General features: G+C 72.5%; 21 protein-coding genes and 2 pseudogenes. 7 read left to right on the top strand and 16 right to left on the bottom strand.

The features are described 5' to 3' along the window. From P1P75_RS23315 to P1P75_RS23280, 8 genes are all read right to left on the bottom strand, one after another. Window positions 1–305: hypothetical protein (locus P1P75_RS23315; protein WP_319258438.1), on the bottom strand; the 305-nt coding region annotated here is incomplete at its 3' end. Window positions 306–454: 149 nt separating this feature from the next. Then, on the bottom strand, window positions 455–2,368 hold the full coding sequence (gene htpG / locus P1P75_RS23310; RefSeq protein WP_319258436.1) for a molecular chaperone HtpG: 1,914 nt from the start codon (window positions 2,366–2,368) through the stop codon (window positions 455–457). Window positions 2,369–2,455: 87 nt separating this feature from the next. After that, window positions 2,456–2,602 (bottom strand): hypothetical protein, encoded by a 147-nt coding sequence (locus P1P75_RS23305; protein WP_319258434.1) that lies wholly within the window; start codon window positions 2,600–2,602, stop codon window positions 2,456–2,458. A 94-nt stretch (window positions 2,603–2,696) separates the two neighbouring features. After that, a complete protein-coding gene (locus tag P1P75_RS23300) occupies window positions 2,697–2,873 on the bottom strand; it encodes a hypothetical protein (RefSeq protein WP_319258432.1) in 177 nt (58 codons plus the stop codon). Window positions 2,874–3,014: 141 nt separating this feature from the next. Next, the gene (locus P1P75_RS23295) at window positions 3,015–3,482 is read right to left on the bottom strand and encodes an MSMEG_6728 family protein (protein WP_319258430.1); all 468 of its coding nucleotides are present in this window, start codon (window positions 3,480–3,482) and stop codon (window positions 3,015–3,017) included. A gap of 92 nt (window positions 3,483–3,574) precedes the next feature. Beyond that, the gene (locus P1P75_RS23290) at window positions 3,575–5,839 is read right to left on the bottom strand and encodes a catalase (protein ID WP_319258428.1); all 2,265 of its coding nucleotides are present in this window, start codon (window positions 5,837–5,839) and stop codon (window positions 3,575–3,577) included. Window positions 5,840–6,119: 280 nt separating this feature from the next. Next, a complete protein-coding gene (locus tag P1P75_RS23285) occupies window positions 6,120–6,440 on the bottom strand; it encodes a DUF2795 domain-containing protein (RefSeq protein ID WP_319258426.1) in 321 nt (106 codons plus the stop codon). Between the two features lie 58 nt (window positions 6,441–6,498). Further along, complete coding sequence (locus tag P1P75_RS23280; protein ID WP_319258424.1) at window positions 6,499–6,738, bottom strand: hypothetical protein; 240 nt, start codon at window positions 6,736–6,738, stop codon at window positions 6,499–6,501. A 238-nt stretch (window positions 6,739–6,976) separates the two neighbouring features. Between P1P75_RS23280 and P1P75_RS23275 the strand changes: the two genes are divergently transcribed. Next, window positions 6,977–7,192, top strand: a complete 216-nt coding sequence (locus P1P75_RS23275; protein ID WP_319258422.1) for a hypothetical protein — start codon at window positions 6,977–6,979, stop codon at window positions 7,190–7,192. 229 nt (window positions 7,193–7,421) lie between these two features. Here P1P75_RS23275 and P1P75_RS23270 read toward each other — a convergent pair whose 3' ends face one another. Together P1P75_RS23270 and P1P75_RS23265 are read right to left on the bottom strand one after the other, a co-directional pair. Further along, entirely contained in the window at window positions 7,422–7,745 is a 324-nt protein-coding gene (locus tag P1P75_RS23270) for an alpha-amylase (RefSeq protein WP_319258420.1), read from the bottom strand. A 204-nt stretch (window positions 7,746–7,949) separates the two neighbouring features. After that, window positions 7,950–8,129: a hypothetical protein gene (locus P1P75_RS23265; RefSeq protein WP_086765428.1), complete on the bottom strand. Its 180-nt coding sequence runs from the start codon at window positions 8,127–8,129 to the stop codon at window positions 7,950–7,952. Window positions 8,130–8,494: 365 nt separating this feature from the next. On the opposite strand from P1P75_RS23265, the gene P1P75_RS23260 reads away from it, so the two are divergent. After that, a complete protein-coding gene (locus P1P75_RS23260; RefSeq protein ID WP_319258418.1) occupies window positions 8,495–8,842 on the top strand; it encodes a transglycosylase family protein in 348 nt (115 codons plus the stop codon). Window positions 8,843–8,860: 18 nt separating this feature from the next. Here the strand turns inward: P1P75_RS23260 and P1P75_RS23255 are convergent, their stop codons facing one another. Further along, window positions 8,861–11,278: a SpoIIE family protein phosphatase gene (locus P1P75_RS23255; RefSeq protein WP_319258442.1), complete on the bottom strand. Its 2,418-nt coding sequence runs from the start codon at window positions 11,276–11,278 to the stop codon at window positions 8,861–8,863. 522 nt (window positions 11,279–11,800) lie between these two features. On the opposite strand from P1P75_RS23255, the gene P1P75_RS23250 reads away from it, so the two are divergent. Both P1P75_RS23250 and P1P75_RS23245 read left to right on the top strand, forming a co-directional pair. Further along, complete coding sequence (locus P1P75_RS23250; RefSeq protein ID WP_319258415.1) at window positions 11,801–13,867, top strand: SpoIIE family protein phosphatase; 2,067 nt, start codon at window positions 11,801–11,803, stop codon at window positions 13,865–13,867. Window positions 13,868–13,975: 108 nt separating this feature from the next. Continuing rightward, a pseudogene (locus tag P1P75_RS23245) lies at window positions 13,976–14,121 on the top strand (penicillin-binding protein); the annotation flags it as partial. A 55-nt stretch (window positions 14,122–14,176) separates the two neighbouring features. On the opposite strand, the gene P1P75_RS23240 reads toward P1P75_RS23245, so the two are convergent. After that, window positions 14,177–15,550 carry an alpha-lytic protease prodomain-containing protein gene (locus tag P1P75_RS23240; protein WP_319258413.1) on the bottom strand — a complete coding sequence of 458 codons (1,374 nt, stop codon included), beginning with the start codon at window positions 15,548–15,550 and terminating at the stop codon, window positions 14,177–14,179. Window positions 15,551–15,695: 145 nt separating this feature from the next. Then, entirely contained in the window at window positions 15,696–16,880 is a 1,185-nt protein-coding gene (locus P1P75_RS23235; RefSeq protein ID WP_319258410.1) for an ROK family transcriptional regulator, read from the bottom strand. Between the two features lie 193 nt (window positions 16,881–17,073). On the opposite strand from P1P75_RS23235, the gene P1P75_RS23230 reads away from it, so the two are divergent. Continuing rightward, complete coding sequence (locus P1P75_RS23230) at window positions 17,074–19,200, top strand: alpha-galactosidase (RefSeq protein WP_319258408.1); 2,127 nt, start codon at window positions 17,074–17,076, stop codon at window positions 19,198–19,200. Between the two features lie 64 nt (window positions 19,201–19,264). Here the strand turns inward: P1P75_RS23230 and P1P75_RS23225 are convergent, their stop codons facing one another. Both P1P75_RS23225 and P1P75_RS23220 read right to left on the bottom strand, forming a co-directional pair. Then, window positions 19,265–20,254 carry a polysaccharide deacetylase family protein gene (locus P1P75_RS23225; RefSeq protein WP_319258405.1) on the bottom strand — a complete coding sequence of 330 codons (990 nt, stop codon included), beginning with the start codon at window positions 20,252–20,254 and terminating at the stop codon, window positions 19,265–19,267. A gap of 53 nt (window positions 20,255–20,307) precedes the next feature. Beyond that, complete coding sequence (locus P1P75_RS23220) at window positions 20,308–21,357, bottom strand: glycoside hydrolase family 11 protein (protein ID WP_319258403.1); 1,050 nt, start codon at window positions 21,355–21,357, stop codon at window positions 20,308–20,310. A gap of 330 nt (window positions 21,358–21,687) precedes the next feature. Here P1P75_RS23220 and P1P75_RS23215 point away from each other — a divergent pair. Both P1P75_RS23215 and P1P75_RS23210 read left to right on the top strand, forming a co-directional pair. Then, window positions 21,688–21,909 (top strand): annotated as a pseudogene (locus tag P1P75_RS23215) (DUF2236 domain-containing protein); the annotation flags it as partial. Window positions 21,910–22,228: 319 nt separating this feature from the next. Beyond that, a complete protein-coding gene (locus P1P75_RS23210) occupies window positions 22,229–24,370 on the top strand; it encodes a SpoIIE family protein phosphatase (protein WP_319258401.1) in 2,142 nt (713 codons plus the stop codon). Window positions 24,371–24,404: 34 nt separating this feature from the next. Here P1P75_RS23210 and P1P75_RS23205 read toward each other — a convergent pair whose 3' ends face one another. Then, complete coding sequence (locus P1P75_RS23205; RefSeq protein ID WP_319258440.1) at window positions 24,405–24,599, bottom strand: hypothetical protein; 195 nt, start codon at window positions 24,597–24,599, stop codon at window positions 24,405–24,407. Window positions 24,600–24,786 lie beyond the last annotated feature (187 nt).

Below are 24,786 nucleotides of genomic sequence, written 5' to 3'. Positions count from 1 at the left end.
GTCTGGGGGGTGCGGACCGGACGAACCCGGTAGGTGGTCTTCGTGGGGTCGGCGAGGGGGTCACCGAGGGCTATGCGGCCGGCGGACAGGAGTTCGTCGCACTCGGCGGTGGGGAGGGCTGCGTAGCAGCCGCCTCTGCCGGTGGTGGAGTCCAGCGGGCGCCAATAGCTGTACCTGCGGCGACCGTTGGCGTGGACAGTGACGAAGACCGGGGTGCGGGCGTCCGAGACGGTACGCAGGACGTCGGCCGTGGCCGGGGTGCGGGACGTGTCGGCGGCCGGTGGCCTGATCGCGGAGAGCGGCATCAGCGGTGACCTCTTTCGGGGCAGGGACTCGAGACCGCCTACCCCGTCATGCCCGGAGTTGATCTCGCTTCCGCGCATTCTTCAGTACACCGCTGACATTCCGTCGTGGGCGGCGTCGCCGGGCGCGCCGCCGCCCACCTGACAGGCCGCTAGAGGGCGCGTTCGAGGCGTTCCGCGAGGAGTTGCGTGAAGCGGGCGGGCTCCTTGGGCCGGCCGCCCTCCGCGAGTACCGCGAGACCGTGCAGCAGCTCCGCGTCCTCGGCGAGCGCGGTCCGGTCCGCCCGGTCGCGCAGAGCGCGGTTGAGTCCCTTCACGAGCGTGTGGTCCGGGTTCAGTTCGAGGATGCGCTGGGCGCGGGGGACGTCCTGGCCCATCGCGCGGTAGAGGTTCTCCAGGGCCGGGGTCAGGTCATTGGTGTCGGAGACCAGGCAGGCCGGGGAGACCGTGAGCCGGGAGGACAGGCGGACCTCCTTGATGTCCTCCCCGAGCTGCTCCTTCATCCAGGTGAGCAGTTCGGCGTACTCCTCGTTCCGCTCCTCCCGGTCCTCGGCGGGCTTCTCCTCACCGTCGCCGTCGAGGGCGATCTCGCCCTTGGCGACGGACCGCAGCGGCTTGCCGTCGAACTCGGCGACGGCGTCGGTCCACACCTCGTCGACCGGGTCGGTCAGCAGCAGGACCTCGATGCCGCGGTCCCGGAAGGCCTCCATGTGGGGCGAGTTCTCGATACCCTCGCGGGATTCGCCGGTCAGGTAGTAGACGGCGTCCTGGCCGTCCTTCATCCGCTCCACGTACTGCTTGAGCGTCGTCGGCTCGGCGGCGTCGTGCGTGGTGGCGAACGACGAGACGGCGAGGAGGGCTTCGCGGTTCTCGGAGTCGGTCACCAGCCCTTCCTTGAGGACCGGGCCGAACTCCCGCCAGAACGTGTCGTACCGGTCGGGGGCCGCGGTCATCATGCCCTTCACGGAGGACAGGACCTTCTTCGCGAGCCGCCGGTGCATCATCTGGATGTGACGGTCCTGCTGGAGGATCTCACGGGAGACGTTGAGCGAGAGGTCCTGGGCGTCGACGACGCCCTTCACGAAGCGCAGGTACGGCGGGAGGAGCGCCTCGCAGTCGTCCATGATGAAGACGCGCTTGACGTACAGCTGGACACCGCGCTTGTAGCCCTGGGTGAACAGGTCGTGCGGGGCGTGCGAGGGGATGAACAGCAGCGACTGGTACTCGAAGGTGCCCTCCGCCTGGAGGCGGATCGTCTCCAGGGGGTCCTGCCAGTCGTGGCTGATGTGCTTGTAGAGCTCGTGGTACTCCTCGTCCTTCACCTCGTCGCGCGACCGCGCCCAGAGCGCCTTCATCGAGTTGAGCGTCTCGGGCTCGCGCGCGGTGGCAGCGTCGCCGTCGTCGCCTGCCGGGGCCTGCGGGACCATCCGGATCGGCCAGGTGATGAAGTCCGAGTACCGCTTGACGATCTCCCTGAGCTTCCAGGGCGAGGTGTAGTCGTGGAGCTGGTTCTCGGGGTCGGCGGGCTTGAGGTGGAGGGTGATCGTGGTGCCCTGCGGCGCCTCCTCGGCCGTCTCCAGCGTGTACGTGCCCTCGCCGCGCGACGACCAGCGGGTGCCCTGTGTCTCGCCGGCCCGCCGGGTCACCAGGGTGACCTCGTCCGCCACCATGAAGCTGGAGTAGAAACCGACGCCGAACTGCCCGATGAGGCCTTCGGCGTCGGCCGCCTCGTCGGCCTGCCGCAGCTGTTCGAGGAACTTCGCCGTACCGGAGTTGGCGATGGTGCCGATCAGCTCCGCCACCTCGTCGTACGACATGCCGATGCCGTTGTCCCGCACCGTGAGGGTGCGGGCCTCGCCGTCGGCCTCGATGTCGATGTGCAGGTCGGACACGTCGGCGTCCAGCGTGTCCTCGCGCAGCGCCGCCAGGCGCAGCTTGTCCAACGCGTCCGAGGCGTTGGAGACGAGTTCACGCAGGAAGACATCCTTGTTCGAGTAGATCGAGTGGATCATCAACTGCAGGAGCTGACGGGCCTCTACGCGGAACTCAAACGTTTCGGTCGGCATGATGAGCGACTACCTCTCCGTCCCGGTCATCGGGCATTGACTGACGGCAGTCACTTTAGAACAGCCGGTCACCGGCGTGCCCGGCGCCTACCGCTTGGTGCGCAATCGTTCCAGCAGCCGGCGCGCCTGCGAACGCCGGCGCGGATCGGACGCCGCTCGGCGCACCTGCTCGACGGTCCGGCGGCCCTGCGGGCTCCTGGCGAACTCCTTGATGCGCTGGATGACAGACGCCATCTCACCCTCCTGCGGTCGGCTCGCTCACTGGTCCTCGTTCACCTACCCGCCCGGGGCCCGATCAGGCCGGAACCCCCGGTCGTCCCGGGCGGGTTCAGGCGTCCGTGAGGCGTCCGAGCGCGTCGCGGCCGGCCTCACGTGCCCCGGGCCGGCGCAGGCCGTGCGCCGCGGCGGCGCGCACCACGGCGGGGTCGCGGTCCTGTGCCGCCCGTGCCAGGGCGGTCGCGTGCCCGGGGCGGCCGATCGCCCCCGGCCCCCTGGCCGCCGCCACGCGGCGCGGCGCGTCCGCGCCTGCCGACTCCCGCAGCAATGGGCGATCCGGTGTTCGGCCGTCATGGCCCTCCGGAAAGGAAGACGCCTGAGCCGCGCCGCGGTTGTACGCGGGTGCGGCACCGGTCGCGGACACGGTCCGTCAGGACGGCCGGTCGGAGACGGGCCACACGTAGGGCAGGTCGTCGGGAACGTCCGGGAAGAGGCGGGCGTAGAAGTCCGGGTCCTTGCGTACGAGCGCGGAGCGGTGGCCGCGGTGGAACTCCGGATCGCCCAGCCACGGCGGGAGTTCACCGGCACGGGCCAGCTCCCGCTGCGTGCGTACGCCGATGTCGCCGTGGCCGGCGGTGAAGTCGCTCATGAGGGAGGCGGCGCAGGTGTCGGCGCGCCCGGCGGCGGTCCACACCCCGCAGACCTCCAGGCCGTAGCGCACCAGGGCCTCCTGGTATCCGGCCCACATGCGGACCGCCGGATGATGCCGCCAGCCGTAGCCGGGGACGGTCAGGCCGCGCAGCACCTGGAGGGCCTCGACGCGTTGCTTCCCCAGCCGCCGCGGATCCAGTGCCGCGGCGGACGCGGTGAAGTCGGCGTGCGGGAGGAAGGTCTGCATGGGCCCCCCTGGGGGTGGAACGGGGACGCCGGCCGCAGACCGCGGGAGCCTGCGGCCGGGGGTGGGCTGTCGGGCGCCGGTCGTCCGCCGGGTCAGGCCGCGGCGAACCTGTCCCAGACACGGTGTTCGCCCAGGAGACGGGTGAGCTGTTCCAGGGCGGCCGTGCCCGAGGTGGTGACGACCACGCCGGGTGCGTCGGCGGGTACGGCGGACGCGGCCAGGACGGTTTCGCCGCCCGCCCAGGCGCCGATGGCCTTGCCGTGGCGGAATGCCTCGGACACCAGGAGGCCGACGCGCGGGTCGGTGGGTGCCCCGTCCGCGGGGGCGGGGAGCCCCTTGGCGTCGCGGGCACCGTAGGCGTCGCTGCCCACGGCGGGGGTTCCGGCGAGCAGCAGCGCGTCGAACTCGACGGACCGCGCGTTGGCGTAGGTGCGCTGCACCGTCAGCGGGCCGAGGGTTCCGCCGACCGGGCCGATCACCAGGGGAACCATGCCGCCTTCGAGGACGGCGTCGCGTACGGCGCGTACGCCGTCGAGGTCGCCGTCCGGGCCCGCGACGATGCCGATGACCCGGCCGTCCGTGGGCCAGGTGTGGCCGACCTGGGACAGGGCCGGACTCGGCTCGACGTCCGCGAGCGGCACGGTCGGCTCGGGGGCCGGCAGACCGAGGCCGGTGGCCACCTCGGCGCACAGTTGCGGGTCGATGTTGGCCAGGACCTGCAACGCCCTTTCCCTGATGGCCTGTTCGTAGCACTTGGAGAGTTCGAAGGTGTAGGCGCCGATGATGTGCTCGCGTTCGACCGGGCTCATGCTGAGCCAGAACCGGCGCGGCTGGCTGAAGTGGTCCGCGAACGATTCGGGGGCGTCCCGCACCTTGGTGGACTCGGGAACCGGTACCGGCGACTCGATGTAGGCGCCGGTGTCCGCCCCGGCGGTGAACGGACAGCCTCCGTCGAGGGAGTTGGGACGGTAGGGGGCGGCGCCGCGGTGCACGGCCGTCTGGTGCATACCGTCGCGCAGCATGTCGTTGACCGGGGCGTGCGGCCGGTTGATGGGCAGCTGGGGGAAGTTGGGGCCGCCGAGCCGGGTGATCTGGGTGTCGAGGTAGGAGAACAGGCGTCCGGCGAGCAGCGGGTCGTCGGTGATGTCGATGCCGGGCACGAGGTTGCCGACGTGGAAGGCGACCTGTTCGGTCTCGGCGAAGAAGTTCGACGGGTTGCGGTTCAGGGTCAGCAGTCCGACCGGCCGTACGGGGGCGAGTTCCTCGGGCACGATGTTGGTCGGATCCAGCAGGTCGATGCCCTGGAAGGTCTGGTCCGGGGTGTCCGGGAAGGTCTGGATGCCCAGCTCCCACCGGGGGTACGCGCCCGCCTCGATGGCGTCCGCGAGGTCCCGGCGGTGGAAGTCCGGGTCGACGCCGTTGATGATCTGCGCCTCCTCCCACACCAGGGAGTGCACGCCCAGCTTGGGCTTCCAGTGGAACTTCACCAGCGTCGTGCCGCCGTCGGCGGCGACCAGGCGGAAGGTGTGGACGCCGAAGCCCTCCATCGTGCGGTAGGAGCGCGGGATGCCCCGGTCGGACATGTTCCACAGGGTGTGGTGGGTGGCTTCGGTGTGCAGGGTGACGAAGTCCCAGAAGGTGTCGTGCGCGCTCTGGGCCTGCGGGATCTCGCGGTCCGGATGCGGTTTGCCCGCGTGGATGATGTCGGGGAACTTGATGGCGTCCTGGATGAAGAAGACGGGGATGTTGTTGCCGACCAGGTCGAAGACGCCCTCGCTGGTGTAGAACTTCGTCGCGAATCCGCGGGTGTCCCGCACGGTGTCGGAGGAGCCGCGCGACCCCAGCACCGTGGAGAAACGTACGAAGACGGGCGTCTCCTCGTCCTCGGCGAGGAAGGCGGCCTTCGTCACGGAGGCCGCGGTGCCGTAGCTCTGGAACACCCCGTGGGCCGCCGCGCCCCGGGCGTGGACCACGCGCTCCGGGATGCGCTCGTGGTCGAAGTGCATGACCTTCTCGCGCAGGTGGTGGTCCTGGAGGAGGACGGGGCCGCGCGGCCCCGCCTTGAGCGAGTGGTCGGTGTCGGGGAGACGGGTTCCCTGGGCGTTCGTCAGATAGCTGCCGGACTGGGCGAAGCGGGCCTGGTCGGCGCCCGTCGGCTGCCCCGTCGGGGACACGGTGTCGGGTCCGGTCTGGTCCGGCTTCGGCGGGAGGGGGTCCCTGGGCCGCGTCGGCTCCGCGACCGTAGGGGCCTCGGGGCCCGGCTTCCCGGGAATGCCGTCCGGCGGTCCGCCTCCGTCGCCGCTCAGGGTCTCGGCGACCTTCTCCGCCGCCCGCTTGATGGGATTGCTCTCGCTCATCGCTTCCTTCGCTTCTGGGTCGTGGGGCGGCTGATGGGTGGCTGCGTGCGCGGGCGTCGCTGTTCGGGCGACCGCCGGAACAGCGACCGCGAGGGCACGTGACGTCTTCTGCCGCTCACGTCGCGGACCGGCGGCGTCGGCCGGGGGAACGCGGCACCGACAAGGCGTACGCATGCCGTACGCATGCCTGCGGACAGGGTGCTTTCCGTGCACCAATCTGGCACGGGGCCGCGTCCCCCGCAGGGGCTCGTCCACCAGCCGGGTGAGCGGGCGACGCCCGTCAGCCCTCGTCCAGTTCTTCCTGGATCGGCGTCCTGGGAACATCCCGCAGGTGCTGCGACAAGCCCTGCTTGCCGCCTTCGCGTGCCTGCTCGGCGCGCTGTGCCGCGGTGTGTCCGAGGTCGGAGTCGGGGTCCGTGCGGACCGACCGCGCCACGTCCTGCGGCGAGGTGTACTCCTCCTGGGGAACCGCGCGCAGCGCCTTGACCACGTCTTCGGAGGCGCCGGCCCTGCGGGCGGCCTCGACCAGTTGTTCCTTGCCCGCCGGGAAGCGGACGTCCTTCAGCGAGTGCAGCACCTGCGGCGCATCGGTGTGCGCCATGGCATGTCTCCTTCCGCTCTGCTCGCGCGGCGGTGGGGGCCCTGGCGGGCGTCCGACGCTAGGACTCCTTCGACCCCCTCGACCCCTTCGACTCCTTCGACCCCTTCGATCCCCTGGGGCCCTCAGCTCCCTTTGAGCCCTCGTAGTCCTCGGAGCGGACACCGGCGTCCTCCATCGCCTGGCGCATCGTGCGGCCCGTCGCCGCACCCGGCTCGGAGGAAGCCTCGGTGCCGGCGCCCTCGCCGATCACTTCGTCGGTCGTGTCGGTCTTCTTCCGGTTCTCCTCCGGCACCGTCATCACGGCCATCCCTTCCGCGCAGGTCGAACAGGTCGCGGGCCGAGTACCCGATGCCCGCGACGCACACACGCCGGTGCCGCCGGTCGGCTCCCCCCCTGCGACAGAGGTCTCGTTCGTCCCGTCGGCCGACGTTTTCGCGGATGTTGGCGGAGGGCTGGTGTCCATGATGTGTCCACACCGCTTGTCATCGCCCTCGGCGTCGTCGTCATCCTCGTCGCCTCGGCGCTGACCGGCCGCCGTGAGCCGCCGTTCTGGAGGGTCCTGCTGGTCTGCCTGGCCGATCAGCAGTGCGCTGCTGCGGCTGCCCGCGCCGGCCGACGCCGGTCAGGGGGCCGTGGGCGAGTGGACGGTGCGGGTCGCCGTGATCAGCGTGGGGACGGCGCTGCTCGGCCTGGCCCTCGGCAGGCTCCGGCGCCGCGAACAGGGCCGGGCGCCGGAGCGGGCCGCGGGCTGATCCCGCCGGCCCGCTCCGGTCAGGAGGCACGTCGGCCCGCTCCGGTCAGGAGGCACGTCGGCCCGCTCCGGTCAGGAGGCACGTCGGCCCGCTCCGGTCAGGAGGCACGTCGGCCCGCTCCGGTCAGGAGGCACACGTCGGCCAACTCCGGTCAGGAGGCACGCCTGCCCGGTGTGGTCAGGAAGCACGCCTGCCCAGTGCGGTAAGGAAGCACGCCGGTCCGGTGCGGTCAGGAGGCCGCGGGGAGGCAGGTGGCGAGGCCGAGGACCTGGGTCCCGTCGAAGCCGTGACCGGCGAAGGTGGCCGTGTCGCGCGGGGCGAGGGTGCGGCACGGGGCCCACCGGCCGTCGCTGTACACGACGGTGACGCTCACGGGAGCGTCGCAGTCGTTGACGACGGTGGTGTAGCGGCGGTCGGCGTAGTGGTGCACGCAGTCGGGTGCGGCGGTCCCGGGCGGACCCTCGTCCGCGGCGTGGACGGCCACGGGGTTCGTCAGCAGGGCGGTCAGGGTGACGGCGGCCGTGGCCAGGGCATGCGCGAGCAGATGCGGCATGACGGTTCCTCAAGAGGTGAGGGCGTATGGACGGATGGCGGTGGGGCGCCCTGACGCGCCATCCTCACGACTCCTCACCTCTTGCGCAAAAAGATGAAGGCATTTTCAGACGTCGTCCAACCCTGAAACAAAGCGGCTGCTCACCGCGGGGACGAGGTCTGCAAGTCCTGTCGGCCGACCCGGTGTCGAGACCGGGAGGGCGGTTCACTCGTGGCGGCCTCGCACGGCGAGGAAGTGCTGTGCGGGCAGGTTGCCCGCGGTGGACGGGGACGGGATGACGGAGGCGAGATCGCGCTGGATCCGCTCGGCCTCGCCCCGCACCTGGGTGGGGATGTCGCCCCGCTCGGCGACGAGACGATGGAAGATCGGCGTTTCCTGGAACACGTTCGGACGTCACTTTCGGCAGACGGCGGCCACGACAGGGCCAGTTGGGCCGGCGGACAGGCACGGTCGTCGGGGCGGGTCGACGCCCTTGTCGGCCCCTGTCCACCGAGTCGGACCGGCGCACCGGACGCCGACTCGCTCCCACGCCGGTCGGGCAGGGGCCTGGACATCGTAGACGGGTGCGAGGGGGGACACTCCGGCGCCCTCCCCCGGCGGCCGGCGTCGCCTTGCCGCCGGTCGGGCGAGCCGTACGAGGGCCGTCACCCGGAAGGCCGTAGACGGACCCCGGAACGGGTGTGACGGCGGTCGTCGGCCACATCATCCGCTTAGTGTCACTTGTCATGTTTTCATTTCAGAAACACCTGATGCCGCGTCACGGGCGCGGACCGCTCCGGCAGGGCCGCGCGGCCCTGCGGCTCGTCCTTCCCGTCGCCGCCCTCCTGACCGTGCTGGCCCCCGCCGCCGGGGCGGCCCCGAGCGTCCCGGCCGAGGCCGACTGGGACGCCATCGCCCGCTGCGAGTCCGGCGGCAACTGGCGGGCCAACACCGGCAACGGCCACTACGGCGGGCTCCAGTTCTCGCAGCGCAGCTGGGCCGCCGCGGGCGGGCTCAGACACGCGCCCCGGGCCGACCTGGCGAGCAGGAAGGCGCAGATCGCCGTGGCCCGGCGGCTCGCGGCGATGCAGGGTATGAACGCCTGGGCGTGCGCGTAGCACTTTTGCCGCCCCCGCCTACGGGGGCGGCGGAATCTCCTGCTCGGCCCAGATGATCTTCCCTTCGGGCGTGTAGCGCGCCCCCCAGCGATGCGCGAGCTGGGCGACGAGGAACAGGCCACGGCCCCCCTCGTCCGTACTGCGGGCATGCCGCAGCCGGGGGGCCGTACTGCTGGCGTCGGAGACCTCGCAGGTCAGCCGGGAGTCGCGGAGCAGGCGCAGCCGCAGGGGCGGGGCGGCGTACCGGATCGCGTTGGTGACCAGCTCGCTGACGAGGAGTTCGGTCGTCATCGACAGGTCGCCCAGCCCCCATGCCTCGACCTGGCGGGTCGCGCGGCCCCGCACCTCGGCGACGGCGGCCGGGTCCACGGGCACCTCCCAGGAGACGACGTCGTCGGCGCCCAGGGCGTGGGTGCGGACCAGGAGCAGGGCGATGTCGTCGGGCTGGGGCACGGGCACCAGGTCGCGTACCGCCGAGGAGCACAGGGCGGGGAGATCGGCGCCGGGCTGGGCCAGCAGTTCGCCGAGGCGGGCCATGCCCCGCTCCATGTCACGGTCGGCTCCGCCGACGAGGCCGTCGGTGTAGAGGCCCAGGAGGCTGTTCTCGGCGAGTTCGATCTCGGTCGTCTCGAAGCCCATGCCGCCGAGTCCGAGCGGTGGCCCGGCCGGTACCTCCGGGAAGGTGACCTCTCCACCCGGCGAGACGACGACGGGGGGCGGGTGCCCGGCGCGGGCGAACGAGCACCGGCGGGTGACGGGGTCGTAGACGGCGTAGAGACAGGTCGCGCCGAGGAAGGTGGCCGCGGTCGTGCGGGCCGCCTCGTCGTCGCCGCGTTCCGCGCTCAGCCGGAGCACGAGGTCGTCCAGGTGGGCCAGGAGCTCGTCGGGGGGCATCTCCATGTCGGCGAGGGTCTGTACGGCGGTGCGCAGCCGGCCCATCGTCGCCGCGGCGGTGATGCCGTGCCCCACCACGTCCCCGACCACCAGGCCCACCCGGGCGCCGGACAGCGGTATCACGTCGAACCAGTCGCCGCCCACGCCGTCCGTCGGGTCGGCCGGCAGATAGCTGGAGGCGACCTCCAGCGCCGAACCTCCGACCAGGACGTCGGGCAGCAGACTGCGCTGCAGGGTGACCGCGGCCGTGTGTTCGCGCGTGTAGCGGCGCGCGTTGTCGACGCACAGGGCCGCCCGCGCGACCAGCTCCCGGGCCAGCAGCACGTCGTCGGCGTGGAAGGAGACGGGGTTGAGCGAGCGGATGAACGTGGTGAGGCCGAGAGCGGTGTTCCGGGCCCGCATCGGCACCGAGATCAGCGAGTGCAGACCGAACTCCCGGATCCGCTCCGCCCGCGCGGGCTCCTCGGCCTGCCACAGGCCGTCGCAGGGGTCGAGGACCGGGACGAGGATCGGTTCCCCTCCGAGCAGCAGGCTCATGCCGTGCGGCGGCGGCAGGAATCCCACCCGGTCGCCGATGCGCGCCACGGCCTCCGGGCAGCCCTCGCGCACCGACCTCAGCGCCGCGCGGCGCATCGCCGGTCTGGCGGGCGCCGGGCCCGCGTCGGTGAGCCACGCCCCGTGCCCGTCGGTGCTCAGGACCGGCTCCAAAAGGTCGACGATGACGAAGTCCGCGAGGCGGGGAACGGCGAAGTCGGCCAGTTCCTGCGCCGTCCGCACCACGTCCAGGGTGGTACCGACGCAGGTTCCGGCCTCGTTGACCATCGACAGCAGCCGTCGCGCGTTCCAGCGCTCGGTGACGTCCAGGACCATGTAGCAGACCCCGGTGACGGAGTCGCCGGCGTCGACCAGGGGGAAGAACGAGGTCGAGTAGGCGTGCTGCCGGTGCGGGTCGGCCCAGCTCCATCCCACGTACTCGTAGTCGGTGACCGGGGTGCCCGTCTCCAGGACCTTGCGCATCAGGCCTTCGAGGGTCTCCGCCTGGATTCCGGGGAGCAGTTCGCTCAGCCGGCGTCCCAGGCGCTCGTCGCGGGGCACTCCGCCGAGGCGCTCCAGGGTGTCGTTCAGCCACACGTAGCGCAGGTCCAGGTCCATCACCGCCATGCCGATCGGCGAGCGGGTCAGGAAGCCGTCGAGGACGGACTGGCCGACCGTCGGGCGTTGACGCTGTTCGCGGGCCGAGAGCAGGAAGCACTCGTCGTGGCCGATGCGGAAGGAGGCGGAGACCCGCAGGTCGACGTCCATGGCCCGGCCGTCGCGGTGGCGTACCCGGACGCGTCCGCTCCAGCCCATTGCGGCGCGGCAGCGCTCGGCGACGCCGGCCACCCGCGCGGGGTCCGCGGGCATCGCCACCAGATGCGCGGCGGAGCCGCCGACGACCTCGCCGGCGGGGCGGCCGAGCAGTGCCTCGGCGCCCCGGGTCCAGCCCACGACGATGCCGTCGGCGGTGACGACGGCCGCCGCGTCGGTGGACGCGTCGAGCAGGTCGTCGGGTTCGGCGGGGCGCCCTCCGCCGGGCTCACCGGGACGCGCCCCGCCGCGGGGGCCGTCGGGTCCGCCGGGCACAGGACCCTCCGGACGACCGTCGGGTCCGCCAGGCACACGACCCTCCGGGCCACCGGCGGACCCGCCAGGCACACGACCCTCCGGACGACCGTCGGGTCCGCCAGGCACACGACCCTCCGGGCCACCGGCGGACCCGCCAGGCACACGACCCTCCGGGCGACCGGCGGATCCGTCGGGCGTCGGTCCGTCCGGGGTGTCTCGCGCAGATTCCATGGCTGCCATCCTCTTCACGACCATGGTCCTGCTAGTCCGCCCGATGCGCACGGCACAGACCCGTCCGGCCGCCCGCGACCGCTTACGTCCGCGGGATCCGCGACGGCCTTCGTTTTCGGGATCCGCCACGGGGAGGGAGCATGGAGGTGCCGGTACCCGGGGTTCCGGGTGTGCGGCGGTGCCGACCGTGGCCGCCCCGTTCCGCCGACCGGTGGAGGAGGCTCAGGGATGACGACCGAATCCTTCCGGTCCGACAGCGACCCGTACGGTCCCGGGCCGCCCCGCACCACCGGCCTGCTGGACATGCTGAGCGTGGCCGCGGTGGTCCTCGACGCCGAGGGACGCATCGTCTTCTGGACGCCGCAGGCCGAGGAACTGTTCGGCTACACCGCGGCGGAGGCCCTGGGCTCGTACGCGGCACGGCTGTTCATCGACCCCGCGCATCTGCAGGCCGTCACGCGGCTGTTCGCGGAGGTGCTGGAGACCGGCCGCGGCTGGGCGGGCGCGTTCCCCGTGCGGCACAAGGACGGCACCAGCCGCCTGGTGGAGTTCCGCAACATCCGGCTCCAGGACGATCTGGGGGACGTCTACGCCCTGGGCATCGTGGCCGACCACCAGCTCCTCCAGCGCGTCGAGACGGACCTCGCGCTGTGCGAGCGGCTCATCAACCAGTCCCCGATCGGTCTCGCCCTCGTCGACACGGACCTGCGGTATCTCCTGGTCAACCCGGCGGTGGAGCGGATCGACGGCATGCCCGCCGAGGATCACACCGGCCGTCGGCTGCGGGAGGCCCTGCCCCTGCCCGACATCGACACCATCGAGTCCGCGCTGCGCCAGGTGATCGCCACCGGCACCCCGCTGCTCGACCAGTTCCACGTGGGACGGCCCCCCGCCGACCCGGACCACGAGCACGCCTGGTCGCTGGCCTTCTACCGGCTGGAGGATCCGGGCGGCCGGGTCCTCGGCGCGGCCATCTCGCTCGTCGACGTCACCGAACGCCACCGTGCGGCCGCCGAGGCCGACCGGGCCCGCAGGCGTCTGGCCCTCATCGCCGACGCCTCCGCGCGCGTCGGCACCACGCTGGAGGTGGAGCAGACCGCCCGGGAACTCGCGGAGATCGCGGTCCCGCAGCTCGCCGACCTGGTCGCCGTCGACATCCTCGACTCGGCCCTCGCCTGCCGCCGCAGACGCCGTCCGGACAACGGTCCGGAGCTCTTCCGCGCTCTCGCCCTCAAGTCCGCCCACCCGACCGTGGCGGAGCGCGCCGCCGACCCTCCCGGCGACCTCACCGCCTACGAGGGCGACCGCCTGGTCACCCTGTGCGTGCACAGCGCCCGGCCGGTCCTCGTACGCCATGTCGGCGAGCGCGATCTGGCGCGCATCGCCCGCGGCCCCGAGGCCTCGGCGCTGCTCGCCCGTGCCGGCGTGCACTCCTATCTCGCCGTGCCGCTGATCGCCCACGGCGAGGTGCTGGGCGCCCTGGACCTGAAGCGGACCCGCAATCCGCTGCCGTTCGACGAGGACGACGTCATCCTCGCCAGCGAGCTGGCCGGCCGTGCCGCCGTGGCCATCGACAACGCGCGCTGGTTCCAGAGCGTGCGCAACACCTCCCTCACGCTCCAGCGCAGCCTGCTGCCCGACCATCCGCCCCGGCACACCGGGCTGGACCTGGCCTCGCGCTACCAGCCCGCCCAGGCGACCAGTGAGGTGGGCGGCGACTGGTACGACGTCATCCCGCTCACCGACGACAAGACCGCCCTGGTCGTGGGCGACGTGATGGGCAACGGCATCGACGCCGCCGCCACGATGGGCCGGCTGCGCACCGCCACCTGCGCCTACGCGGACCTGGAGCTCGACCCCGGTTCGGTGCTCCAGCACCTCGACAAGATCACCCGCGGTCTGGAGCACTACATCGTCACCTGCCTGTACGCGGTCTACGACCCCCGTACCCGCCAGTGCCGGATCGCCAACGCGGGCCACATGCCGCCCGCGCTGGCCGGCCCCGGTCATGCGCCCAGGCTGCTCGATCTGCCCACCGGGGCCCCGCTCGGCGTCGGCGGTGTCGACTTCGAGACGACCACGACCGAACTCGTCCCCGGTGACCTGCTGGTCCTCTACACCGACGGTCTGGTGGAAACCCGGCATCACTCGATCGACGACCGTCTGGACGTGCTGCTCAGTTTCCTCGACGAGCCGCACCGGCCCCTGGAGGAGGTCTGTGACCTCCTGCTGTACGGGCTGCGTCACCCCGAGGACCACGACGATGTCGCCCTTCTCGTCGCCCGGACCACCTAGTTGACGGCCGGTCGGTCCCTTCGTCGGCGCGCTGGACGGCTGTTGACGCCGCGCCGCTCCGGGACCGGAGCCGGGGTCCGGGATGGTGAAGGCGGAGATATTGAAGAGTTCCACAGCGGGGCGACCCTGGCCAGCAGGCGTTCCTCGGTTTCCGGCCCGGCACGGGCACGGCTCCGGTGACGCTGTGCACCCGCCGGCTGCGGGCCCGCGACCCGTTCGTGGCCACCGCCTACTCGCTCCTCGCGCGGGAGTGACACGGACGGGCCCCGGCGGGGGCGTTCCGCCGCCGGGGCTCAGCGGACGCGCCCGTCAGGAGCGCTGCCACAGGGCCGGGGCGGCCGCCGGCGACCCCGCGCTCTGTGCCTGGTGGTTCTGGAGGCACACGTAGTCGACGCCGGAGAAGGAGACGGTCTCCCCCACCTCGTAGACCCTGCCGGGGGCCCAGGAGTCGGCGGAGGTGTCCTGCTGCGGAGCGGGCGTCACCGTCTCGCCCGCGGTCCTCAGGGTCAGCCCGAACTCCTCCATGAGGGGGTTGAGCGGCTGGAAGAACGTGGTGCCGCCGCTCGCGCAGTCCCCCGAGCCGCCCGAGGTGACGCCCTGGGCCTGCGTCCCGGCGACGAACGGCCCGCCGGAGTCACCGAGTTCACCGCAGACCGTGGTCCGGGTCAGGCCGTCGACGGGACCGTCGGGGTAGCTGACGCTCGCGTCGTACTGCTCGACCGTGCCGCAGTGCCAGCCGCTGGTCGAACCGGAGCGGCACACCGAGGCGCCCACGAGTGCCTGCACCGAACCGGTGACCTGGACCGTCGTGCCGGCCTCCGCCCGGACGGCGGCCGTGGCGGTCCAGTCGCTGTTGACACCCACCCAGGCCATGTCCTTGCCCGGGAAGACCGACGCCTGGAACACACCCTGGTCGGTGTCGTCGAAACCGGTCGTCGTGGACCCGGCCCGGCCGCAGTGGCCCGCCGTCGCGAAGCCCTGCTGCTCGGCCTTGGTGACGGAGAAGCCCACGGAGCAGCGGGCGACGCCGTCGATGTAGTAGGCGTCGCCGCCGACGATGTCCTTCATGGGGCGGGGCCGCTCGGGCGACACCCGGATGCCGACGCCCCTGTCCTGGGCACCGGCCGCCTCGACGAAGGCGGTCGCGGCGGACCGGCTGGTCGCCTGGACGACGACCCGGTTGGCCCGGACGTCGACGTACCAGACGGGCGTCTGCGCGGTCCGCACCCGGCCTGCCGCCTCGTCGAGGTCGTCCTTGAGAGCGAGCAGGCCGCTGAGGGGTGTGGTGACGACGGCGGCCTGGGCGCCCTCGGCGCGGATCGCGGGTACGTCGGCGGCGTCGGTGGTGGCGACCGTGAGGCCGGCGGAGGTCCTGCCGGTCACCCACGCTCCGGCGAAGCGCGCGCCCAGCGCGTTGTGGAGGCGGCCGGCCCGGGGGCCCGCCTCCGCTTCGTTGGCCAGGCGGGCGGCGGCCTGCCCGGCGGTCAGGCGCAGATCGCGCTGGAGGGCGCGCAGCACCTCCGGCGGAGCCTGCTCGGCGCCCGCCGTGCGGAGGTCGGCGGGTCCGGGCCGGGCGGCGTGCGGCGGCCCGGCCGCCGCGACCGCGGGAACGGCCGTCAGGACGAGGGTGCTGACAGCGGTCAGGGCGGCGCGGCGTCTGCCGGCGGCGGGTCTGGCGACCATGCGGAGTGCCTCCTCGGGAAGGGGTCGGATGACGCGAGACCTTGCCCGTGGGGTGCCAAGAGATGTCGGAGGCCGGGGGGTTTAGCGGCTTCGGGGGACGCCCGGGGCTGCCATGTGCAGTACACGCGGGGCTGCGGGCCCGCGATCAGTTCGGTGCGGTGATGAAGGACTGGATGGCGGTGGCGGCGGCCCCGCGCGCCCACTCCTCGAAGGGCAGCGGCCTGGTCCGTACGTCGCACTGCGCGGCCGAGCCGAACGCCGCGGCCTGGAACGCCTCGCGGATCTGCTCCGCGAACAGGTCGTAGGCGGCCAGGCCCTCGCCGGAAATGATCACGCGGGCGGGTCCGAGCAGGTTGGCGACGGTGGCGATGCCCCGGCCGATGGCGTTCCCGGCCCTGGCGTACGCCTCGCGCGCGCCGGTGTCCCCCTGCCGTGCCCTCTCCACGGCCTCGGCGGTGCCGGTGATCTCGGTTTTGCCGGTCTCCCGGATGCGGGCGAGGATCGCCCCGTCCGAGGCGACGGCCTCCAGACAGCCGCGGTTGCCGCAGTGGCAGGGCGGACCGTCGGCGTCGACGGTGACATGGCCGATCTCGCCGGCGACACCGTGCGCTCCGGCGACCACCCGGCCGTGCACGACCAGTCCGCAGCCGATGCCCGCGCCGACCGTGACCACGGCGAAGTCCGACAGACCCACGCCGGCGCCGAACCACTGCTCGGCGACGGTCAGTGCCCGCACGTCGTTGTCGACGGTCACCGGCAGCCCCGTGCCGGCGGCGACGAGTGCCGCCAGCGGCACGTCGCGCCAGTCCAGGAACGGCGAGTACCGCACCACACCCTCGGCGCGGTCCACGTCACCCGAGACGGCGACGCCGAGGCCGGCCACACGGACGCCGTAGCCGTCCGCCTCGGTCAGCAGTTCCCGCACCAGGTCCGTGGTCGCGTCGAGGACCGCGTCCGGGCCGCGGTCGGCCAGCGGCACGCGCCGGGCGAGCAGGATCCGGCAGCACAGATCCGTGAGCACGCCGATGATCTCGTCACCGGTCAGCTTCACGCCGATGAACAGCGCGCGGCCACCGTCCACGCGGACCAGGGTCGCGGGCCGCCCGAGCGCCGGGCGGACCTCGGCCTCCCCGCCCGCGTCCGCCTCCTCCGCCAGATAGCCCGACGCGATCAGGGGGCGCACGGCCTTGGTGACGGCGGCCGGGGACAGCCCCGCCCGCCGGGCCATCTCCAGGCGGGTGAGGGGGCCGTGGGACAGGAGGGTGGTGAAGAGGTGCGCGGCGGCGGGCGTGGCGGCGGGAAACGTCTCGGTGTCGGCGGGCGAGGACATGGCGGAGAACCTACGGACTCTTATTTTCCGCTGTCAATGAAAGAAAGGAGGAAACCCTGAACACTCACTGTGGGTTGCCACGGACTTTCGATGCATCGACGCAGGTGGGGGCTTGACATGCGATCGAAGGTCAGGCTTGGCTTTGCCTCACTCCGCCGCTCCCTCGTCCGTCACCACGTGAGGCCCGACACCGATGATCTCCTTCTCCCCGGACACCGGGATCTGGCTGCTGACCACCCCGCACACGTCGTACGTCCTGCGGATCGACGAGACGGGCGCCCCCTGCCATCTGGCGTGGGGGCCGCGGCTGACCCTCCCGGAGGCGGAGGACCTCCTCGTTCCCGTCGAGTCGGCGGGCGACAGCTTCGAGGGACGGCCGCCGGTGGGCGAGGAACTCCCCGTCGACGGAGGCACCCGCTTCGGCCCGCCCTCCCTCCAGGTGCGCTACGCCGACGGCTCCCGCGCCTTCGAATGGGAGCCGGTGGGTCACCGGGTGCACGAGCCCGCGCCCGGCAGCGCCGAACTCGTCCTGGAGTTCCGCGACCGCCTTTACCCGCTGCGGGTGGCGCTGCACTACCGGGTGCGCGAGGACACGGACGTCATCGAGCGCAGGACCGTGCTGCACAACGCCGGCGAGCAGCGCGTCGACCTCCTGCGGGCCGACTCCGCCGCCTGGACCCTGCCCCCGCTGCCCGACTACCGGCTCAGCCATGTCACCGGCCAGTGGTCCGCCGAGACCCAGCTGCGGCGGGACCCCCTGCCCTACGGCGAGACCGTGCTGACCAGCAGGCGCGGCATCACCAGCCACCATGCCAACCCCTGGCTGATGCTCGACGCGGGCGACGCCACCGAGGACCACGGGCGGGTGTGGAGCGCCGCCCTCGCCTGGTCCGGAACCTGGCGGCTCACCGCGCAGCGCACCCCCGACGGCCGGGCCGGCTGGACCGGCGGCGCCGGTCACGAGGGCGTCGGCCTGCCGCTCGCGCCGGGCGAGGAGCACACCACCCCCGTGTTCGCCGGGCTGTGCACCGACGGCGGCTTCGGGGCGGCGAGCCGCGCCTGGCACGCGTACACGCTCGCCCATGTCCTGCCGCGCGGCCGGGAGACGGCGGCGGTGCTCTACAACTCGTGGGAGGCCACCGGCTTCGACGTCGACGAGGCCGGTCAGAAGACCCTCGCCGAACGGGCCGCCGCGCTGGGCGTCGAGCTGTACGTCGTCGACGACGGCTGGTTCGGCTCGCGCCGCAGCGACCGGGCCGGCCTCGGCGACTGGACACCGGCCGCCGACCGCTTCCCCGACGGCCTCGGCCCGCTGTCCGACACCGTGCACGGACTCGGCATGCGGTTCGGCATCTGGGTGGAACCGGAGATGGTCAACCCCGACAGCGACCTGTACCGCGAACACCCCGACTGGGTCCTGCACATCCCCGGCCGGACCCGCAGCGAGCTGCGCAACCAGCTCGTCCTCAACTTCGCCCGCCAGGACGTGGCCGACTGGGCGTACGGGTGGCTCACCCGGCTGGTCGGCGACCACGCCGTCGACTTCCTCAAGTGGGACATGAACCGCGCCTTCAGCGAGGCTGGCTGGCCGGGCGCCGACCAGGGCGACGACCGGCTGTGGAGCGCGTACGTCACGAACCTGTACGGCGTCCTGGACCGGCTGCGCGCCGACCATGGCGGCCTGCGGATCGAGACGTGCAGCGGGGGCGGCGGGCGCGTCGACCTCGGCATCCTCGCGCGCACCGACCAGGCCTGGGCGTCGGACAACACCGACGCCGTCGACCGGCTGGCCATCCAGCACGGGTACGGGCAGGTCTACCCCGCCCGCACGATGTCCGCGTGGGTGACCGACGTACCGAACCAGGTCACCGGCCGCACGGTGCCGCTGCGGTTCCGCTTCCACTGCGCCATGGCCGGTCTGCTCGGCATCGGCGGCGACCTCACCCGCTGGTCACAGGAGGAACTCGCCGAGGGCGCGGCGCTGGTGGCCGAGTACAAGGAGGTGCGCCACCTCGTGCAGCACGGCGCGCAGTACCGGCTGACCGAGCCGCTCGGCGACCGTCCGACGGTGGTGCAGTACGTCGCCGAGGACGCCGCCGAACTCCTCGTACTGGCCTGGCAGCGCGGGCCCCGGCACGGCACTCCCCGCCTCCCCGTCCGGCTGCCCGCGCTCACCCCCGGCGCCCGCTACCGCGACACCCGCACCGGCGCCGTGCACCACGCCACCGTCCTCACCGAGTACGGTCTCCTGCTCGACCTGCCGCGCGGCGACTGGTCGAGCACGGCCGTCCACCTGGTCCGGCTGCCCGACTCCGTCTGACACCCGCGCCGACGGGGGCACCCGATGTTGTCGGATGCCCCCGCTTCGAGCCCGGCCCGGACGGTCAGCCGGTGGTGCAGGAGACCGTCGGCCAGGTCCAGTTGCCGTTGGGCTGGACGGTGACGCCGAAGGTGTTGCCGCTGCCGTTGGGTTTGGCCGTCAGCACCTGACTGCTGGGGTAGCTCGCGCTGACGTTCCAGGTGGAGAGGACCTTCGCCGGAGACGGGACGTTCATCGTCACGGTCCAGTTGCTCGACCCGCTCACCGACACGTTGAGGTTGTACCGGTCACTCCACTGCTGCCCCGCCGACACGGTCGCCGTACAGCCGGTGCCACCGCCACCACCACCGCCGCCACCTCCGCCGCCGTCGGGTGCCACCGCGCGGCCGGTCTGCGGGGAGATCATGCCGGCGCACAGGCCTCGGTTCGCCAGCCCCTGCGCGATGCGGGGGATGGCGGCGCGGGTGTTGGCGGACCAGTCGTGCATGAGGATGGTCTGGCCGTTGGTGAGCCGGGCGGCGGCCTGGACGATCGCGTCGGTGCTCGCGCCGTTCCAGTCCTGGGAGTCGACGTCCCAGATGACCTCGGTGAGGCCGTACCTGGCCTCGACCGATCTCACCGTCGCGTTGGTCTCGCCGTACGGCGGGCGGAACAGCTTCGGGGTGCCGCCGCCCGCTGCCGCGACGGCCTGCTGGGTGCGGGAGATCTCCGAGTCGATCTGCGACGCGGAGAGCTGCGGCAGGTGCGGGTGGGTGTAGCTGTGGTTGCCCACCCACATGCCGGCGTCGACCTGGGCCCGCACCTGGGCCGGGTTGGCGGCGGCGTACTGGCCCTGGTTGAACATGGTGGCCCGCAGACCGTTCTGCTTCAGTGCGTTGAGCAGGCCCGGTGTGCTGCTGGACGGGCCGTCGTCGAAGGTGAGTCCGACGTAACCGTTGCAGGTCGCGGCCTCGGCCGGGGAGGCCTGGACGGTGAGACTGCCTGCGGCGGCCAGCGCGAGGACGGCCAGTGCGGTGCCCGGCCTGCGCGTCGGGGGACGCGGTCTGGTGCTCATGCGGATCGGTCCTCCACTCGGGGGGCTCAAGGTCGGCTCGGCTCGGCTCGAGGTCAGCTCGGGGTGCAGGAGACCGTCGGCCAGGTCCAGTTGCCGTTGGGCTGGACGGTGACGCCGAAGGTGTTGCCGCTGCCGTTGGGTTTGGCCGTCAGCACCTGACTGCTGGGGTAGCTCGCGCTGACGTTCCAGGTGGAGAGGACCTTCGCCGGGGACGGGACGTTCATCGTCACGGTCCAGTTGCTCGACCCGCTCACCGACACGTTGAGGTTGTACCGGTCACTCCACTGCTGCCCCGCCGACACGGTCGCCGTACAGCCGGTGCCACCGCCACCACCGCCGCCACCTCCGCCGCCCGAACCGGTGCCGCCCACCGTGATGTTGGAGTTGCCGCTGCTCTGGTAGCCCTCGGTCGCCATGATCATGTAGTAGTTGAAGCTGCCGAGGGGCATTCCTGCCCGGTTCCAGGCGTCGAAGTGGTTGCCGGTGGTGATGGTGCCCCCCGTGCGCTTCGACTGGCGCACGCTCCAGTACTGGTCGAAGGTCTTGTTGCCCTCGACGGACGGGGCGTTGTACCGCGTCGTCTTGTAGATGTCGTACGTGCCGCCGTCACTGGTGACCGTGCCCTTGTAGGTTCCGGTGGGCCGGTAGGTGCCCCAGTTGTCGACGATGTAGTACTCGACGAGCGGGTTCGCGGTCCATCCGTACAGCGTCAGGTAGGCGTTGCCGGACGGGTTGAAGGTGCCCGAGTAGGTCACGGCCCGCCGCCCGCCGTTGGCCCAGCCCTTGCCGGCGACGAAGTTGCCGGTGTTGCGCCAGGTGGTGCTGTAGTTGCCACCGGCGGCGAGGTTCATGGAGACGGTGCCCTGGGAGTCCGTCCAGAACGAGTAGTAGTAGCCGTTGTCGGTGCCGGTCTTGTTGGTCGTGACGACGGTGTCGGCATGGGCCGAGGCCGGCAGCAGCATCGCCACGACGACGGCCAGGGCGACTGTCCAGGCACTGCGGACGAGCGTGCGGAACCGCCCGCGACCGCGACTCCGCGGGCTGCGGCTGTGCGGGTTGCGGCTCTGTGTGTTGCGGCTCTGCGGATGGATGAACGCGGCCATGTGCGCGCCTCCTCCTTCGGGGACGGGGAATGGCGAAAGTGTTGAGCTGTCCCCGTCAACAGTCAATTGTTTCGGCAATCATTTCGAAACGTTCGGACACTGCAAGGCACCGACAGGCGGGCCGTTATGGCAGACCAACGCCTCCCACCTGGCGGGATTCCGTGCGTCGGTGAGGCAGAAAAATCACCGTGGAGATCCACGGGAGCGGTTGAACTACTTCGAAACATTCGGATGCCTTCCGGTGGGGGTGTCCGCCTGCTGCCTCGTCCCGCACGTGGCCCAGCTCCTGTCGGCCACGCACAGGCGAGAACCGCGGGGACGCGGGGGGTGCCGATCTGTCAGGAGGACATGATCGGCGGGCAGATGTTCTTCTCCCTGCTCGTCCTGGACTCCGTGCACCGCCTCGGCGTGCACGTCTGCGAGGAGGGAGCGGCGGCGTGCTTCTACGCCTGGCGCGTCGTCGGCGCCGTGCTGGGCGTCGACCAGGACGCCGTGCCCGGGACGCTGCCGGAGGCACGCGGGTTCCTCGGCCTCTGCATGACACGCCACATTCAAAGGGGCGGGGCGGCGCAGACCTCCCCAGGCGCACCACCCCGCACCACACGGACCTCTGCCCGGGAAACGGCGCGGCACACCCGCCGAACCGCCTCCGGGCCGGCTCGGGAGCCGAACAGCCCCGCCGAGGACGTCGACCGGATCCCGGAGGCGCTCGCCGTCCGGGAACGGGCCACCCCCGGGGACATGCCGAGCGTCCCGGATCGGCGTAGCGTCCTTGGTGACGGAGGCACGGCATGTCCCGTGGGGGCGTGCCGCGCCGCGCATGGAGCCGGCAGCCGCCCGCGAGGCTCCCCTGCGAGGGTGGAGGTGCCGCGTGACCGACACGGGTGATCCAGCCGCGGACGGTGAAGGCCTGGACGCCGCGTTCGCCGAGACCGTACGCCGTACCGGCGCGGCGGTCGGCGCCCTCTACCTGCTCTCCCCCGACGAGCAGGTGCTCAGTCTCGAGGTGCTGACCGGGGCGCCCGCCGAACTGGCCGAACCGTGGTGGCGGGTGCCGGTGGCCGCTCCGGCACCGGTGTCCGACGCGGTCCGAGAGGAACGCATGGTGTGGGTCGGCAGCCAGAGCGAGATGGCCCGCTCCTACCCGCGCACCGCGATGGCCCTCCCCTATCCGCTGGCCCTGGCCGCCGCGCCGGTCACCGGCGTCCGCCGCTGGGGAGCCCTGCTGCTGCTGTGGCCGGCCACCCGTCCGTCGTACATGACGGGGCGCGAGCAGGGGAACATCGTGTCGAGCTGCCGGCGGCTGGCGCGGGTGATCGAGGAGGCCGTCGAGCGGGGCGGGCCGCCGGCCGGCACCGGCCGGCCGCGGGTCCTGTCCGACGGGACCGGGCACGCGAACGGGGACGGGGACGGGGACGGGGACGCCGGACCGGCGATGGCGGCGGCCGACTTCGTCGAACGGCTGCCCGGCGGCAGCTGCGCCCTCGACCTGGCGGGCCGCTTCACCTACCTCAGCTCCGGAGCCTGCACCCTGCTCGGCGGCGAGGCCCGCCAACTGCTGGGTACGCTGCCGTGGCAGTCCCTGCGCTGGCTCGACGACCCCACCTACGAGGACCGCTACCGCGCCGCCGTGCTCAGTCGCGCACCCGTCTCCTTCACCGCCTGCCGGCCGCCGGGCCAGTGGCTGGAGTTCCACCTCTACCCCGACGACAGCGGCATCAGCGTGCGGATCATCCCCACCGGCGCCCAGTCCCCGCCCGTGTCGGCACCCCGCCGGATCGCGAGCGCCGCCGTGCCCGCCCGGGTCGGCCAGCTGTACCAGCTCACGCATCTGGCTGCCGCGCTCACCGAGGTCGTCGGCGTGCAGGACGTCATCGACCTGGTCGCCGACCAGATCATGCCCGCCTTCGGCGCCCAGGGGCTGGTGTTGTCCGCCGCTGACGCCGGCCGACTGCGGATCACCGGGTACCGCGGCTACTCGCCCCGCGCCATCGAACTCCTCGACGGGCTGCCACTGGACACGGGATTCACCCCGGCGGGACGCGCCCTGGGCAGCGGCATCCCCGCGTTCTTCTCGAACCCGGAGGAAATGCGGCGCATCTACCCAGAGGCGCCGCACGTGAGCGGCAAGCAGGCCTGGGCCTTCCTCCCGCTGGTCATCTCGGGCCGCGCGGTCGGCATCTGCGTCCTGTCCTACGAGCATCCGCACGACTTCCCGGCCGCGGAACGCGCCGTCCTGACCTCCCTCGCCGGACTCATCGCCCAGGCCCTGGACCGCGCCCGCCTGTACGACACCAAGCACGACCTCGCGCACGCGCTCCAGCAGGCGCTGCTGCCGCGCACGCTGCCCGCCATCGACGGACTGCGGATCGCCGCCCGCTATCTGCCCGCGACCCGCGGCATGGACGTCGGCGGGGACTTCTACGACCTGATCCGCCTCGACGAGACCGCCGCGGCGGCCGTCATCGGCGACGTCCAGGGGCACAACGTCGCCGCCGCCGCGCTGATGGGACAGGTCCGCACGGGAGTGCACGCCCACACCTCCCTCGGCACTCCCCCGGACCGGGTCCTCGCCGGAACCAACCGGCTCCTCACCGACCTCGGCGTGGACCTGTTCACCAGTTGCCTCTACGCCCGCGTCGACTTCGCCGGGCGACGGGTCGCGCTCGCCAGCGCCGGCCATCCACCGCCGCTGCTGCGGCTGCCCGGCCACGCCGCCCGGCCCCTCGACATGCCCCCCGGACCGCTCCTGGGGATCGACCCCGACGCCGACTTCCCCGTCACGGAGATCCCGCTCGTGCCGGGGCTGATGCTCGCCTTCTACACGGACGGACTCATCGAGACACCGGGCGTCGACCTGGAGGACTCCATGAACCAGCTCGCCGAGGAGCTGAGCCGCGCCGACGACGGGGACCTGGACACGCTCGTCGACACCCTGCTGCGCACGTCCGGCACGGCCGGGCAGCGCACCGACGACGTGGCCCTCCTGGTCGTCCAGTACACGGGCCCCTGAACGGGCCGGATCTCCCGGGCCCGCGCAGGACGGGTCAGAAGAGGCGCTCCTGCTCGTGACCGGCGCCGTCGCCGCGGCGGGGCCGGGCGGCCGGGGGACGCCGGACGGGCGCCTCCTCGCCGAAGAGGGGCACCGTCCCGCACTCGTCCGGCTCGGCCGGGACGGCGGCGCCTGCGGTGCGGACGTTCAGCCGCAGCGGTGCGTCCCGGTCGAAGTCCCCCGGTGTCATGGCCGTCCACGCACACCCCGGCTCCTCACTCACGCACCGCTCCCCTCCCCGGCTCCGCCGACCGGACGCCCCGGTACCCATCCTGCCCGACCGGTCCGGTGCCGAGGTGCGTGCGGGCCGGGCCCGGTGGAGTCTGGGAGACGTGCCGCGCAAGGACGTACGGGGGAAGCAGGGGGCCGGGGAGACC

The sequence above is a fragment of the Streptomyces sp. ID05-39B genome (assembly GCF_033794725.1).
In the GTDB taxonomy this organism is placed as follows: Bacteria; Actinomycetota; Actinomycetes; order Streptomycetales; family Streptomycetaceae; genus Streptomyces; species Streptomyces bobili.
Note: the sequence above shows the minus strand (reverse complement) of the source record. Positions and strands in the feature narration are given on the sequence as shown.

Excerpts from the sequence above, each read along its gene's own strand:
- P1P75_RS23230 (WP_319258408.1), top strand. The coding sequence starts at position 17,074 with ATGATCTCCTTCTCCCCGGACACCGGGATCTGGCTGCTGACCACCCCG.
- P1P75_RS23235 (WP_319258410.1), bottom strand. The coding sequence starts at position 16,880 with ATGTCCTCGCCCGCCGACACCGAGACGTTTCCCGCCGCCACGCCCGCC.
- P1P75_RS23240 (WP_319258413.1), bottom strand. The coding sequence starts at position 15,550 with ATGGTCGCCAGACCCGCCGCCGGCAGACGCCGCGCCGCCCTGACCGCT.
- P1P75_RS23295 (WP_319258430.1), bottom strand. The coding sequence starts at position 3,482 with ATGCAGACCTTCCTCCCGCACGCCGACTTCACCGCGTCCGCCGCGGCA.
- P1P75_RS23260 (WP_319258418.1), top strand. The coding sequence starts at position 8,495 with ATGCCGCGTCACGGGCGCGGACCGCTCCGGCAGGGCCGCGCGGCCCTG.
- htpG (WP_319258436.1), bottom strand. The coding sequence starts at position 2,368 with ATGCCGACCGAAACGTTTGAGTTCCGCGTAGAGGCCCGTCAGCTCCTG.
- P1P75_RS23205 (WP_319258440.1), bottom strand. The coding sequence starts at position 24,599 with ATGACACCGGGGGACTTCGACCGGGACGCACCGCTGCGGCTGAACGTC.
- P1P75_RS23225 (WP_319258405.1), bottom strand. The coding sequence starts at position 20,254 with ATGAGCACCAGACCGCGTCCCCCGACGCGCAGGCCGGGCACCGCACTG.
- P1P75_RS23290 (WP_319258428.1), bottom strand. The coding sequence starts at position 5,839 with ATGAGCGAGAGCAATCCCATCAAGCGGGCGGCGGAGAAGGTCGCCGAG.
- P1P75_RS23280 (WP_319258424.1), bottom strand. The coding sequence starts at position 6,738 with ATGACGGTGCCGGAGGAGAACCGGAAGAAGACCGACACGACCGACGAA.
- P1P75_RS23285 (WP_319258426.1), bottom strand. The coding sequence starts at position 6,440 with ATGGCGCACACCGATGCGCCGCAGGTGCTGCACTCGCTGAAGGACGTC.
- P1P75_RS23305 (WP_319258434.1), bottom strand. The coding sequence starts at position 2,602 with ATGGCGTCTGTCATCCAGCGCATCAAGGAGTTCGCCAGGAGCCCGCAG.
- P1P75_RS23250 (WP_319258415.1), top strand. The coding sequence starts at position 11,801 with ATGACGACCGAATCCTTCCGGTCCGACAGCGACCCGTACGGTCCCGGG.
- P1P75_RS23220 (WP_319258403.1), bottom strand. The coding sequence starts at position 21,357 with ATGGCCGCGTTCATCCATCCGCAGAGCCGCAACACACAGAGCCGCAAC.
- P1P75_RS23270 (WP_319258420.1), bottom strand. The coding sequence starts at position 7,745 with ATGCCGCATCTGCTCGCGCATGCCCTGGCCACGGCCGCCGTCACCCTG.